This window comes from Carnobacterium sp. (assembly GCF_040274945.1).
Taxonomy (GTDB): domain Bacteria; phylum Bacillota; class Bacilli; order Lactobacillales; family Carnobacteriaceae; genus Carnobacterium_B.
The window spans coordinates 70992-85351 of sequence record NZ_JBEMAR010000006.1; the positions used below are offsets into that span (position 1 = coordinate 70992).

14 protein-coding genes are annotated in these 14360 nt (G+C 35.7%); 10 read left to right on the plus strand and 4 right to left on the minus strand.

Annotation, left to right across the window (positions count from 1 at the left end; all coding sequences use genetic code 11):
* The first annotated feature begins 200 nt into the window (after positions 1-200).
* The 3 genes from ABS916_RS07645 (at position 201) to ABS916_RS07655 (ending at position 2693) form a co-directional block, all read left to right on the plus strand.
* A complete protein-coding gene (locus ABS916_RS07645) occupies positions 201-851 on the plus strand; it encodes a hypothetical protein (protein WP_350451317.1) in 651 nt (216 codons plus the stop codon).
* 148 nt (positions 852-999) lie between these two features.
* Positions 1000-1755 (plus strand): glutathione-dependent disulfide-bond oxidoreductase, encoded by a 756-nt coding sequence (gene yghU, locus ABS916_RS07650; protein WP_350451318.1) that lies wholly within the window; start codon positions 1000-1002, stop codon positions 1753-1755.
* 218 nt (positions 1756-1973) lie between these two features.
* Entirely contained in the window at positions 1974-2693 is a 720-nt protein-coding gene (locus ABS916_RS07655) for a YoaK family protein (protein WP_350451319.1), read from the plus strand.
* Positions 2694-2842: 149 nt separating this feature from the next.
* Here the strand turns inward: ABS916_RS07655 and fabV are convergent, their stop codons facing one another.
* Positions 2843-4036: an enoyl-ACP reductase FabV gene (fabV, locus tag ABS916_RS07660; protein WP_350451440.1), complete on the minus strand. Its 1194-nt coding sequence runs from the start codon at positions 4034-4036 to the stop codon at positions 2843-2845.
* Positions 4037-4324: 288 nt separating this feature from the next.
* Here fabV and gloB point away from each other — a divergent pair, with 288 nt between their 5' ends.
* The 3 genes from gloB to ABS916_RS07675 all read left to right on the plus strand — a co-directional run bounded on the left by gloB (position 4325) and on the right by ABS916_RS07675 (position 6685).
* The gene (gloB, locus tag ABS916_RS07665) at positions 4325-5026 is read left to right on the plus strand and encodes a hydroxyacylglutathione hydrolase (protein ID WP_350451320.1); all 702 of its coding nucleotides are present in this window, start codon (positions 4325-4327) and stop codon (positions 5024-5026) included.
* A gap of 79 nt (positions 5027-5105) precedes the next feature.
* Positions 5106-5795: a DNA alkylation repair protein gene (locus ABS916_RS07670; protein ID WP_350451441.1), complete on the plus strand. Its 690-nt coding sequence runs from the start codon at positions 5106-5108 to the stop codon at positions 5793-5795.
* 29 nt (positions 5796-5824) lie between these two features.
* Entirely contained in the window at positions 5825-6685 is an 861-nt protein-coding gene (locus tag ABS916_RS07675) for an alpha/beta fold hydrolase (protein ID WP_350451321.1), read from the plus strand.
* 117 nt (positions 6686-6802) lie between these two features.
* Here the strand turns inward: ABS916_RS07675 and ABS916_RS07680 are convergent, their stop codons facing one another.
* Positions 6803-7402: an acetate uptake transporter gene (locus tag ABS916_RS07680; protein ID WP_350451322.1), complete on the minus strand. Its 600-nt coding sequence runs from the start codon at positions 7400-7402 to the stop codon at positions 6803-6805.
* Positions 7403-7599: 197 nt separating this feature from the next.
* Entirely contained in the window at positions 7600-8790 is a 1191-nt protein-coding gene (locus ABS916_RS07685; protein ID WP_350451323.1) for a coenzyme F420-0:L-glutamate ligase, read from the minus strand.
* A 227-nt stretch (positions 8791-9017) separates the two neighbouring features.
* Here ABS916_RS07685 and ABS916_RS07690 point away from each other — a divergent pair, with 227 nt between their 5' ends.
* Both ABS916_RS07690 and ABS916_RS07695 read left to right on the plus strand, forming a co-directional pair.
* Positions 9018-9578 carry a DUF488 domain-containing protein gene (locus ABS916_RS07690; RefSeq protein WP_350451324.1) on the plus strand — a complete coding sequence of 187 codons (561 nt, stop codon included), beginning with the start codon at positions 9018-9020 and terminating at the stop codon, positions 9576-9578.
* A gap of 478 nt (positions 9579-10056) precedes the next feature.
* The gene (locus ABS916_RS07695) at positions 10057-10617 is read left to right on the plus strand and encodes an NUDIX hydrolase (RefSeq protein ID WP_350451325.1); all 561 of its coding nucleotides are present in this window, start codon (positions 10057-10059) and stop codon (positions 10615-10617) included.
* 71 nt (positions 10618-10688) lie between these two features.
* On the opposite strand, the gene uraA is transcribed toward ABS916_RS07695, so the two are convergent.
* A complete protein-coding gene (gene uraA / locus ABS916_RS07700; protein WP_089977508.1) occupies positions 10689-11963 on the minus strand; it encodes a uracil permease in 1275 nt (424 codons plus the stop codon).
* 364 nt (positions 11964-12327) lie between these two features.
* Here uraA and ABS916_RS07705 point away from each other — a divergent pair, with 364 nt between their 5' ends.
* Entirely contained in the window at positions 12328-13572 is a 1245-nt protein-coding gene (locus ABS916_RS07705) for an MFS transporter (RefSeq protein WP_350451326.1), read from the plus strand.
* A gap of 116 nt (positions 13573-13688) precedes the next feature.
* A complete protein-coding gene (locus ABS916_RS07710) occupies positions 13689-14213 on the plus strand; it encodes a YehS family protein (RefSeq protein WP_350451327.1) in 525 nt (174 codons plus the stop codon).
* Positions 14214-14360: the final 147 nt, after the last annotated feature.

Genomic DNA, 14360 nt, shown 5'->3' on the forward strand with positions numbered 1-14360 from the left:
TTGATATAAATCATTTAGGATTTTAGTACAATAATGCATATATACGGTATAAATATTGAGAATAATTAAAGTAAATTATACTTGTGAACAGAGTTTTGCAGATACCCTAGAAATATAATTGAGTTTAGTGATAAAATAACAGTCAATTGTAATTATTAAGTATGATATTTTTGATTTACTATTTTAGGGGGAGAAAGAGAATGGGATTTATTGTTAATAAATTGGTATTAATTGGATCGTTAGGGTTGGTGCTAGGTGCTTGTTCTGCAGCAACTGACATGGAAGAAAGCTCAAAGAATACAACAGATGAGGCTGTAGTAGAGACCGTAGAGGCAGTTGAAGAAACTGAAGAAAAAAGTATTGTAGCCGATGAAATGACAACAACTTTTTATCCAGAAGTAACTAGATTAAGACATCTTACCGAAGAAGACCTGGAGTGGTGCGATATCATTATAACTAGATTAAATGCTATAGATGATTTCTCAGGTGATCGGGAGACTGTATACGAGATAGCTGAAGAATACGGAGAAGATCCTGAAGAGTTATATTTTGATTGGTTAGAGATTTGGGATGCAAAAGTGCATGGTGATAATGGGAATTATGCTATTTTGTCAGAGGCTTATAGTAAATTAACTACTGAGATTATTGAAAAAAACATCGTGGGGGAAAAAATCGAACATTCTAGCAGTAGATCTAGTTTAGATGAGGGAAATTTAACTACCTTTGTACAGCACGAGCTAGACGTAGATGGAGAACTTTATGAAGTTGCTTACGTAATTGAACACAGAGATGATTATAAAATTGCGGAAATAATTGAGTTTAGTGTTAATGGAGAAAAGATAGATTTATAGATAGAGTATGTTTAGTTATGTTCGTTGTAGCTGTTTTAATGCATCAATAAGAATTTTAGTATAAGTAAATGAAAAGGCTAAAATTTGGGCAAAATGGTGCTTGCGTAGTATGATGAAGTTATGAATAAATATTATGAGGAGTGTTAAAATGTCAGAATATAAATTACCAAAAGTGTGGCAGTGGGAAGAAGAGAATTCAAAAAAAGGTGGCAATCGTCCAACAGCTGGTAGTCGTTTTGAACAAAAATTACCAGTCGGAGAGGCACCGTTTCAACTTTATTCATTAGGAACACCGAATGGCATTAAAGTCACGATCATGTTCGAAGAGCTAAAAGAGTTGGGTGTAGAAGGCGCAGATTATGATTTGTATACTATCAATATTGGCGAAGGCGACCAATTTGGTTCAGATTTTGTTGAAATCAATCCTAATTCTAAAATTCCAGCCCTTGTTGACCAAAGTCAAAGTCCTCGATTAAATATTTTTGAATCAGGTTCCATTCTTCTTTACTTAGCGGAGAAATTTAACCAACTGATTCCGAAAGATATTCACGGTCGGACTGAAACCCTTAATTGGTTATTCTGGCAAATGGGAGCAGGTCCTTATGCTCCAGAGCCTATGGAATACCCGATTGATCGCTTCACGATGGAAACGAAACGTCAGTTAGATTTACTTGATAAAACCTTAGCAAACCGACCTTATATAGCTGGTGATACCTATACTATCGCAGATATTGCTATATGGTCTTGGTACGGCCGTTTAGCTTTAGGAAAATTATATGAAGGATCATATGAATTTTTGAATCTAGATGAATATACCCATCTCTTAGAATGGTCTCAGCGCATTGCAGAACGACCAGGTGTTCAAAAAGGTTTGGCAGCAGAGTCTCAATCAATTAAAGAATAGTTTGTATCATATTTTATTACTTTAGGGTTTTAACAATCTATTTTGATTAAAAAGAAATAGACAATCAGCACTGTATTATAATAAACAAGACAACAATAAATTATCACCAATACTAGGATTCTCTATAAATACCTTGCAAAAATAATTTATTATAGGTAGATTTAAGTTACACTTGAGGTATGTAATAGATAAAAATGTTTATGATAGTAGGGTTTGTATTGAGAAAAAAAGCACTAAATATTCAGTTAACGAGTTGGATTTTCCTCTTAACTGCAACTGCAGGATTTATGAACGTTGTAACGATTATTTTATTTTCAGCTACTAGCTCCCATCATACGGGGAGTTTATCAAACAGTATGATTCATTTAGTAAAAGGGGATTTCGAGGGTTTTATTCGTTTGATAATCGTTATACTAGCCTTTTTCTTAGGAACGATGTTGAGTGGATTCCTATTTCCAGAACAGGTCTTTAAATTGAAACGTCGGTATGGTTATATTCAAATCTTATCCGGTTTAGCGATTTTAGCGGGAAGCATTATGCTTAAGGATCCTTGGTGGCGTTTGCTAGAGACAACCCTGATTTTAGGTCTGCAAAATGGTATGTTTGTCTATTATAAAGGGATGATTGTTCGTACGACACATATGTCTGGAAACCTAACTGATGCTGGTTTGGCTTTAGGTAGAAGTTTAGCAGGACGAAAATCCGAGTTATGGAAGGCCCGTTTCCAACTACTGAATCTCAGCTTCTTTCTATTAGGTAGCATAGTTGGTGCCGGCTTATTGCTATATACTAACGTTGATATTTGGCTTGTAGCAAGTAGCTTATACCTCTTTCTTGGTCTCTTATATTTCTCATTGTATCATCACGTCAATTACGTAAAATCAACCCATGATGAATTTGAAATAAACGGAAAAAACTTATTTGATTATTTAAAATAGACTTAGATTGGATTGTCTACACTAAACTGTACAAAATTTATATGGCCAACGATCTGAAGTCAAAAAGACTCTTGTAATCCATCCAAACAAAGAACCCCTCGCATTTTACTGTGAGGGGGTTCTTTGTTTATTTATAGAGTCACAACTGCTTAATAGTGTAGTGCTTTTAATTCTTCTATAGTAACATCTTGATCAACATAGCCATCAACCATAAAGCCACTTAAATTTGAAAATTCTTTATAAAAGATGTCGTAAGCTGTCAGATTAGAATTGAAATTATCTTCATTTAATTTTAGGATAAGTTCCTTCGTTTTAGCCTGAGTGTCGCTGTCAAGTTCCCAGTTATCAGGTCTAAGACGGCCCACTTCATCGTATTCAGGCTTGTTGCCATAAATCATTTCTCTATAAATGCGGTCTTGATGCATAATTGGTGTTTCATGGGTGCCTTTATCTGCCATCACTTTGTAAAGACCGATGCAATACACCGGGAAAAAAGGAATAACTGAACTTGCTTTAGTCGTAACTGCAGTAGCGACTACAATCTGAGCTTTGCCGTTTATGTCAGCTAGTAACTCATTAATATTGTTTGTCTTTTCATCACAATCCGCTTTAGCGAGACCAAGAGTACCCCCACCATAGTAATCATGATTCAATTCAGTTCCTAAATAAGAATAATTTGTTGTTAGAACTCCATCCGTCAAAACATCTGCTTCTTTTAGTGCTTTCATCCATAGTTCCCAGTCTTCGCCACCCATTACTTTCACTGTACTAGCGATTTCTTGATCAGTTGCGGGGTCTAGTGTTTCTGTGTAATAACTTTGATTTTGCATATTAATATTAGGTCCAACCACGGGCTCTCCAATGGCTTTAATCGAAGAAGTATATGTTTCTCCAGTAGTAGGATCTGTTCTTCGACCACTTGCCAGACTGTAAACGACTAAGTCTACTTTACCGCCAAATTCGTTCTTTATATAATCGATGACTTCTTGCTTGCTTTCGTGGCTGAAGGCGTCTTGAACAAAGTTTTTAGCAATCAGACCTTCTTTTTCAGCGGCTTCTCGAAAAGCAATATTATTGTACCAGCCAGCTGTACCTAAATTCTTTTCGTTCTTTGGACCCTTTTCAAAAGAAACGCCAATTGTATCTGCTCCAGTACCGAAAGCTAAGCTGATTCGGGTAGCTAAGCCGTAGCTTGATGATGCGCCAATGATCAATACTTTTTTTGGACCTTCATAAGTTCCTTTGCCTTTTACATAGTCAATTTGATTCAATACTTCCTGTTTGCATCCAAGTGGATTTATACCTAAAGCTACATTTCCACGAATATTTTGTTTGAATTCCATCATGATTAATTTTCCTCCATTAAATCGTTATAAGAATATAATATCAGAAAAAGCTTCTTATGAGAAATTACTTATCAAAATTTCACATCAAAGTTACGTACCTGTGTTCATCACTCAATAGGAAAAATGGAATGGTTGTATAGTATTACTAAAAATAAAAAAGATTTGGTAGTAAGGTAGTGATTATGGTAACTACTTGATAAATGTAAGTTTCTGGTATAATTAATAATATATTAAAAAGTACTTTTCAACTATGGATACTAAAATTTAAATTGAGGAGACAGAATTATGGACATTAATCTCGTAAAAGCATTTTCTGATAATTATATTTGGATTATTGAAGAAGGTACAGAGGCAGTGGTAGTCGATCCAGGAGAAGCTGAACAAGTAATGGACTACTTAGAGGAAAAGCAGCTACAGTTAAACTCCATCCTTTTAACGCATAATCACGACGACCATATCGGAGGAGTTCAGCAAATTTCAGCAAAATACCCAGATGCCTCAATTTATGGGCCGAAAGAAACAGAGGACATAGCAGACCATATCGTAGTGGACGGAGACTCCTTTAATTTGTTAGGAAAAAATGTCCAAGTATTAAAAACGGGCGGACACACCGAGGGACATATCAGCTTCTTAATGGATAATGTTCTCTTTTGCGGGGATGCTTTATTCTCAGCAGGCTGTGGCCGAGTTTTTACAAAAGATTATCAAGCTCAATATGATGCCTTACAGAAATTCAAACAATTAGACGATGAGGTACAAGTATATGCCGCACATGAATATACGCAAACCAATTTACGTTTTGCGCATTCTATGCAGCCATCGAACACAGCCATTTCTGAAGCCTTAAACCAAGTCAATGAAATGCGCGCAAAAGGAAAACCAACTTTACCTACAACAATTGGTAAAGAGAAAAAAATCAATCTGTTTCTGCAAGCAGAGAAGATGGAGGACTTTAAAGAGTTGCGTGATGCTCGTGATGAGTTTTAGGTATTCTTTCAAATCCTGACACTAATTTTTTACTAAATTAAGTAAGGAGATACAAACAATTATGAATTTTGAAACAGTTATGCAGGAGCTTGAAGACTTAAGTAAGCCAAGAATGAAGAAAATATATCTGTCCAATGGTGCACAAGAGCCGCTTTTTGGTGTAACTACGGGTGAAATGAAACCTATGTCAAAGAAGATAAAAAAAAATCAACCTTTAGCGGAAGAGCTTTATGCTACAGGTAATTATGATGCTATGTATTTTGCTGGTGTTATTTCGGACCCCAAAATTATGACGGAGTCTGATTTTGATCGCTGGATGGATGCAGCTTATTTCTATATGTTGTCTGATTTTGTGGTAGCTGTAACATTATCTGAATCAGATATTGCACAAGACGTTGCGGATAAATGGATCGCAAGTGGTCAAGAATTGAGAATGTCTGCGGGCTGGAGTTGTTATTGTTGGCTTTTAGGAAATCGTTCAGACAATGAATTTTCTGAAGGCAAGATCTCTGACATGCTTGATCATGTAAAAAAGACGATTCATGATGCGCCGGAACGCACGAAAGCGTCCATGAACAATTTCCTATCCACGGTTGGGATTTCATTTTCTCCTTTACATGAAAAGGCACTTGAGACAGCAATGGAAGTAGGTACAGTAGAAGTCAAACGTGAAAACAAAAAAAACAGTACCTTAAATGCTTATGAGAGTATTCAAAAACAAGTAGAAAAAGGAAGAATAGGCTTTAAACGTAAATATGTAAGGTGTTAAGATTAGCTTCACACAGGAGGTTCTAAGATATGGGAATACAAGAGCATAAGTATATTGAGACGAATGGAATCAAGCTGCATGTTGTTCAACAAGGACCTGAAAATGGACAGTTAGTGATTTTACTGCATGGGTTTCCTGAATTTTGGTATGGTTGGAGCAATCAGATGTCTGAACTGGCAAATAAAGGGTTTAGAGTATGGGCTCCAGATCAAAGAGGCTATAATCTTAGCGATAAACCTAAAAAAGTAAGTGATTACCGAACGGATCATTTAGCTGCAGATGTTGCTGGTTTAATTAAAGCTTCCGGTAAAGAAAAAGTAATTTTAGTAGGTCATGACTGGGGTGGAATCGTGGCTTGGAGAGTAGCAAGAGAATATCCTGAGTTATTGCATAAGTTGGTTATTCTTAACGCTCCACACGAAATGGCTATGAGTAACCAACTCTTAACACACCCGTTACAAATTCTAAAAAGTTCGTATATTGCTTTCTTTCAATTGCGAGGATTGCCGGAAAAAATATTTGGCATGTCTAATTGGAAAGTTGTGGAGAAGACATTAGTGGCCAGCAGCCGAAAAGGAACCTTCAGTGAAGAAGACTTACAAAAATATCGAACTGCGTGGTCTCAGCCAGGTGCTATGCGTTCAATGATCAATTGGTACCGTGCTTTGGTATCCAACTATACTAGTTCAGATGTTCCATCTCCAGTGATTGTCCCAACGTTCTTGATCTGGGGAGCTAAAGATCAATTTTTAGGTCCTGAATTGGCCAGTAAAAGTCTTGAATTCTGTGAAAATGGCCGAGGAGTATTGCTTGGTGAAGCTACTCACTGGGTGCACCATGAAGAACCTGAACGTGTTAATAAACTGATTGGTGAATTTATTATGGAATAAAGATGTTGTCATCCGATTTAGTGTAATTACGAATAGTTACTATCTTGATTGATGAACACAAAAAAACAGCCTATCCGATTGTAAACCGGATAGGCTGTTTTTTTAATAATAATTAGTTTATTTTTTTACTTCGCCAAGTGGCATAATTGTTTTTCCATAAAGTTCATTTAAAACTTGTGCCATTGCAGCATAAATTGCTGAGAATCCACAAATGATTCCTTCATAACCAGCAATTGTTAAAATAAGTGCAGAGCCTGTAAAATGACCTAAAGATAATAAAAGGAATAAAAGTGCTAATGATCCAAAAACAACTTGTAAAGCTTTGCTGATTCTAAGTGTTCCAATAAACATAGCAAATGTAAAGATAGCCCACATGAATAAGTAAGCTGCCATAGATAGACTAGAAGGAGCTTCGCCTAGACCCATAGTAGGTAAAATATTTATTGCAATCAATGATAGCCAAAAGAATCCATATGATGTAAATGCTGTAGCACCAAAAGTATTATCCTTTTTCCATTCCATAATTCCTGCAATAACTTGTGCAAATCCGCCATAAAAAATTCCCATTGCAAAAATCATTGAATCCATTGGGAAAAATCCAGCATTATGAAGATTTAACAATACGGTAGTCATTCCGAAACCCAGAAGTCCAAGTGGAGCAGGGTTTGAAGTTATTTCCTTAAAGGTAACTGTTTTACCTAATTTATCTTTATCCATTTTGTAAATCTCCTCTAAATATATAGTCGTGAAAATTCACGCGATTCTTATTATACAGAAGGTGGTCTATACAAGTCAAATAAAAGTCTGAATTAAATAATTTGAAGCTATTAATCGTATTTTTATACAAAGAAACCCCTAAAAATTAGATTTTTAGGGGATGACTTATTTTGAAATACGTCTTTTTTATATTAAACTTATTTTGTATAGTTGTCGAAGTAACCTTGAATAAAAACGATAGGTGTTCCTTTATCTCCGCTACCAGAGGTTAAATCAGATAACGAACCGATTAAGTCTGTTAATCTACGTGGAGTAGTACCTTGTGCTTCCATCGTACCAACTAGATCTTCCTTTTTATTCTGGATGTATTCAGAAATAGATTGTTTTAAATCTTCTCCACGAAGATGAGAGAAGTTATTGTCGGCTAGATATTTTAACTTCACTTCGTTTGGAGTGCCTTCAAGTCCTATGGTGTATGCAGGCGAAACAACTGGATCTGCAAGTTCCCAAATTTTACCAACTGGATCTTTGAATGCCCCGTCACCATATACCATGACTTCAATTGTTTTACCTGTTAGTTCTTTTAATTTGGCTTGAATACCATCAACAATTGGCTGGCAATTATTTGGAAAGAGTTTTAGGGTATCTTCTGTTGCTTTATTTGATCCAAGCAGGCCATAAGTTTCATTAAAGCCGCTGCCGTTGATTGATGTTGTTAAAATATCATCAAGGCCGTATACTGTTTCAGCACCATTAGTTGATAAGATACGTTTTGTTCTAAAACGTGAATGTATATCACTCGTTAGGACATGTTTAGTATACGTTAAAATAGTTTTGGGATTGTTTGAGAAAATGACTTCGCAAGTTGCGCCTTCAGCTTCAATCAACTCTCTATAGTAATCGATATAATCGATCCCAGTAAATCGGTGTTTTTTATAACCGAAATGCTCACGGAATTCAGCTTCAGTTAAAACATCTGTCCATGGATTCACACCTTTGACATCCAGTTCATCGATCTCAACAAGTTGATTCCCTACTTCATCAGAAGGGTAACTCAACATTAAAACGATATTTTTTGCACCTTTTGCAATACCGCGTAAGATATTTGCAAAGCGATTACGACTTAATATTGGAAAAATGACGCCGATTGTTTCATCGCCGAATTTTGCTTTGATATCTTCAGCAATATCATCAATTGATGCATAGTTTCCTTGTGCACGTGCCACAATTGACTCGGTTATAGTAACAATATCCCGATTTTCAAAAGAAAAATCTTCATTCTTAGCTGCATTTAATACAGTCTCCACTACAATTTGTTCAATATCGTCGCCTTTATTGATGATTGGACCGCGAAGGCCGCGTACTACTGTTCCTACTGTGTTTTCCAATTTGATCTCTCCTAATATATTGCTTTATAAAAATAGGCATAACAATTTACACACTATACACTTATTATACCTTTCTGAATGGTTAGAAGTAAAATAGAATAATATACTAGATGAATATAACGAGTTATTGAAAAAGTGTACTTCTTTTAATTAATCAATTTTTTGATTTAGTATAGTTGTAGTGATAGATAGTAAATGATCAAGACAAAAGGAAAGGTAGGATTAAAATGGACATTTATTCTATTGGACATTCAACGCATAGCAGCGAGGAATTTATTGATTTGCTTAAAACTTATAAGATAGAGACATTGGTTGATATTCGTTCTTATCCAGGCAGTAAACATATGCCGCAGTTTAATAAAGAAAATATTGAAAAATGGGTGCCTGATCACGGTATTCACTACCTGCATATGCCTGAATTAGGCGGCAGAAGAAAGAAAAACCGTGAAATAGAGGAATCATTGATTGATGGATGGAGAAACGCATCCTTTCGCAATTATGCTGCGTATAGTTTAACAGAAGACTATGAAAAAGGAATCAGCGACTTAATGGCAATCGAAGGTAAAGAACGGGTTTGTTATATGTGTTCTGAAAGTGTTCCTTGGAGGTGCCACCGGTTGATTGTTTCAAATACCTTGGCATTAAAAGGAGTGACTGTTCACCATATTATGACGGAGAAAAAAACAATTTTGCATGAGATCGGAATGTACGGGGCGAAAGCTGTCATTGAAGGTTCAACAATCATTTATCCTAAGCAGCAAGCAGACACAGAACAACCTGCTGAATAATGCTGGGATTTTTGTAGGAACAGGTTAAAAAGATGCCGCTTATGTTTTTATTAACATCTCAATTTTAACAGTAAAAAATACTAAGGTGCCTTTACAACAAGCAATTAAGTGTTTTTTTGAGTACTTTAAGACCTTTAAATTTCTATCGATAAAATAAATAGGTAAACTCATCTTGCGTGCCGTATGTGTGAGAAAGCATATCACATACGGCACCTAAACTCTTTTTTAAGAATTCTAAAAACGGACAAAGATACTAGTACCATGAGTTTACAGTATTATAAACAAAGAATTAAGTCGATTAACATAGGTTTCGGAGATATACATAGTTTAAATGCAATTTAGCATTTGAGGTATAATTACTAAGCGTACTTTAAACAAAAGTAGACTTAAAATGACCTATTTAATTATAGAAATTGAAATCAGTAAGTAGTTGAATGGTTCAATGTTATAAATAGAATTTAATAAAGGAGAATCTTAGATGAACTTAAGAGAACAAATCAACCATTACATACCTTATACTACTCAAGAAGCTAAAGAAAAAGAAGTTATCCTAAAGTATATGGATACTTTTGACAATTTGCTGACGCGCGAAAATGAGTTTGCGCATTTTACGGCTTCAGCTTGGATCGTTAATCCAGAACGTACAAAAGTTTTAATGGCCTATCACAACATCTATCAATCATGGTCTTGGATTGGTGGACATGCAGATGGCAATGCAAATTTGTTACAAGTGGCTTTGAAAGAAACAACAGAAGAAACCGGTTTAATGAATATCATTCCTTTAGCAAACACGATTTATTCGTTAGAAATTTTAGGTGTTCCGAGCCACATGAAAAAAGGAGTTCCTATCGCAACACATCTGCATTTAAACATAACCTACTTGATTGAAGCGAGTGAAACGGAATTAACAAGGGTAAAAGAGGACGAAAATAGTGCAATAAAATGGATGAAACTCGAGGAAGCTGTTGAAGCTTGTACTGAGCCAGAGATGAAAGTTGTTTACGAAAAATTGAATGACAAATTAAAAAACTATAAATAAAAATCTGAGTTACGATTTCTTCTATTTAGTAATAATAGAGAGAAATGTAACTCAGCTTTTTTTAGTTGTATTTAGTCTTCGTCTGATTCGTTCATTATGCCGGCTTTTTCAAATAAATAAAAGGCGATACTTAGAATAATTCCGACTACACTCGCAAGAATCATCCCTTTTAATTCGATTCCCGCAAAATTAACCGTTAATCCGCTTAAACCAGCAACAAGAACGATAGAAGTTAAAATTAAATTTTTTGATTTGCTATAATCTACTTTAGATTCCACTAATAAGCGCAATCCACTTGTTCCGATCATTCCGTAAAGCAGGAAGGTTACTCCACCAATGACATTTCCTGGAATCGTCGAGATAAACGCTGCTAAAGGTCCAATGAAAGCCATACAGATTGAAAAGATGGCTGCTCCAGCGATTACTCGAACACTGTAAACACGTGTGATCGCCATGACGCCAATATTTTCTCCATAAGTTGTTGTTGGAACCCCACCAATTAGACCAGATAAAGCAGTTCCCAAATTGTCGGCGAATAAAGAGCGATGCAACCCAGGATCTTTTATCAGATCATGGCCGACAACATTTGAAGTGACGACCTGATGTCCGATGTGTTCAGAAGTTAAGACAAGAAGAACCGGCAGCATCGTTAATATGGCATTCACATCGAATTTTGCCCATTGAAAATGGGGCAAGGTAAACAATGACGTTTCCATTAAAGGTGTAAAGTCCACCATTCCGAAAGCGGCAGCAGAGATATAACCGACAACGATTGAGATTAAAATTGGGATAGTGGATAAAAATCCTTTAAACAGTACCGAACCTAAAATCGCTACACCTAAAGTAATGAAAAAGACAATGAAGTCTTGCGATGAGGCCGTTTCGGTCATCAAGTTTGCACCGATTGCACCGCCTTGAACGGTGTTTCCAGCTAGTTCCAAACCAATCAAAGCAACGACTGCGCCCATTGCTGCTGGTGGAAGAACGATGTTGATCCATGCTGTACCTACACGTCGAATGAATAAGGCTAAGAGACAACCAATGATCCCTAAGACGACAAAACCTCCTTGAGCATAAGCAAATCCTTGATTCGCAATAATAATACTTGCAGGTCCAATGAAGGCAAAACTTGAACCAAGATAAGCAGGAGCTTTTCCTTTGGTGATAAGAATAAATAATAACGTAGAAATTCCGTTCATTAATAAAACAATACTAGGATCAATACCAAAGATAATGGGTACTAATACCGAAGCTCCGAACATAGCAAATGTATGCTGTAAACTTAAAGGGACCAGTAATTTTCCTGGGACTTTTTCATCTACTTGAATAATTTTCTTGCTTGACATATACGATTCCTCCTATTTTTGGGCACAAAAAATGCCCTTTATGAATGGTGTATTCGCAAAAGGACCTCAGGTATCGTATCATAAATTGACTTGTTACCCTTTTTAATCTCTCTGGATTAATTTAAAAGGACTTTGCTTTGATTTATTCTAGCAGTAAAGGATAGGAATTACAATAAGCTATTGTTATTTAGATAGAAGAATGAGATTTATGAGTACACCCTTTAGTAAGGTGAAGCGGGAGAATGTTTTATTGAAAAATTTAAAATACTTAACGATTGTAGTAACTGATTTAAGAAAGACTCATGTATACTATTAGTAAACAAACAAAGGTAACAAATCGTTACACCTATTGGAGGGGAATAGTGTGAATCAGCAGGGAAGAAAACTAAAGGAACATTGGCAACGAACAACTGCTCTGTTTCTGATCAGTCAGACGATTTCATTGTTTGGTTCTTTATTAGTCCAATATGCTATTACTTGGTACCTTACATTGAGAGAACAATCAGGCGTAGTTATGATGCTGGCAGTTATTTTTGGTTTTTTGCCGACTTTCTTCCTTTCTCCATTTGCCGGTGTGTGGGCGGATCGCTATAATCGAAAAAAACTTATCATCCTTTCAGATGCAGTGATTGCTCTCTCAACCTTACTCCTGATTTTCCTTTTTCTAAGCGGTTCTGGTTCTGTAGGGGCTTTACTGTTTGCTTCAGCTGTTCGAGCTCTAGGCGCGGGAATACAGACACCAGCGGTTAGCGCAGTATTGCCTCAAATTGTACCAGAAGAGAAACTCACTAAAGTGAATGGTATTAATGGAAGCATCCAGGCAGGTACAATGTTGATTTCACCAATGGCGAGTGGAGTATTATTAAATTTTGCTTCAATGGAAGTTATTTTTTCAATCGATGTTCTTACTGCAATACTGGCTATAGTCGTGTTGCTTTTTTTCTTAGATATTCCTACACATAAAAAAGCGGAACAAATTCAAGTGAATTCTTATTTTACAGATCTTAAATTAGGGTTTTCTTACATTGATAATCAAGCATATTTGAAAAAATTATTTCGTTACTTCTCACTGGCTTATTTATTAGCTGCTCCAGTTTCTTTTTTAACACCATTGCAAGTAACGCGAACCTTTGGGGAAGACGTATGGAGGTTGACTACAATTGAGGTAGCCTTTTCAATAGGAATGATACTGGGAGGCTTTTTAATAGCCTTTTGGGGAGGTTTTAAGAATCGAATGCACTCGATTACTTTTTCTATCTTAGTGATGGGTGTATGCACGGTTCTTTTGGGAATGATTCCTAATTTTTTGATATACTCACTCCTTATGGCTGTCTTTGGAATCGTTATGCCACTGTTAAATGCACCGACAATCGTGATATTGCAAGAAAAGGTACCAGAGGATTATTTAGGAAGAGTATTTGGTGTACAAACCATGATTGCCACAGCAATGATGCCGTTGGGAATGTTAATTTTTGGTCCACTTGCAGATATTATTCGAATAGAATGGCTTCTAGTGGTCTCAGGTGTATTGTTGTTTATCCTGACGCTATTTATGTTTAAAGATGAACAACTCTTGAAAGCAGGCATACCAAAAAAAGAGCATGATTAGTTCTCAAGTGAAGATTAGAATAACCTTTATCTTCTGGCAAAGGATGCAATACAGCCAAGAAAGCTTTATACTAATGGAAGATAATAATTTGAAAAAGCTTGTGGAGGGTTAATAAGATGAACAATAATGATCGATTAGTAAGATTAAGATACGCTTTAGATATTAAAGATACCGAGATGGTAGAGATTTTTAAATTAGGCGGATTAGAGATAACAAAAGAAGATGTAAAGAAAATGCTGACTAAATCAAAAAATGAAAATTCTGATACTATAAAAAAAGAGGAATTTCAAAAAAATGATTACGTAAAAGACTGTTCTAACCAAACGTTGGAATCTTTTTTAAATGGTTTAATTATTTTTAAAAGAGGTAGACAAGAGTCTGCAGTAAATGAGCCAGAAAAGCTAGTTCCAATGGTGATAAATGATAAAAACGTAAATAATATGTTGCTTAAAAAAATTAAAATTGCACTGTCTCTTACAAGTGAAGATATGTTAGGTGTTTTAGGAAATGCTGGAGTACAGATTTCAAAAAGTGAATTGAGTGCGGTCCTTAGAAAAGAAGGGCACCGAAACTACAAAGAATGTGGCGATCGATACGCCCGAAACTTTTTAAAGGGTCTAGCTATAGCTTGGCGCGAATAGTCAGTTGATTGCAAAAAGCAAATAAAAAAATCAGTCTTAATTTCTGTACTCAAAAGCAGAAGTTCAGATGGTTTTTTTTAATACTATTAATAAATTCATAGAGAAAATACATTGATTATAAATAATAAACCACTATAATTGAAAAGG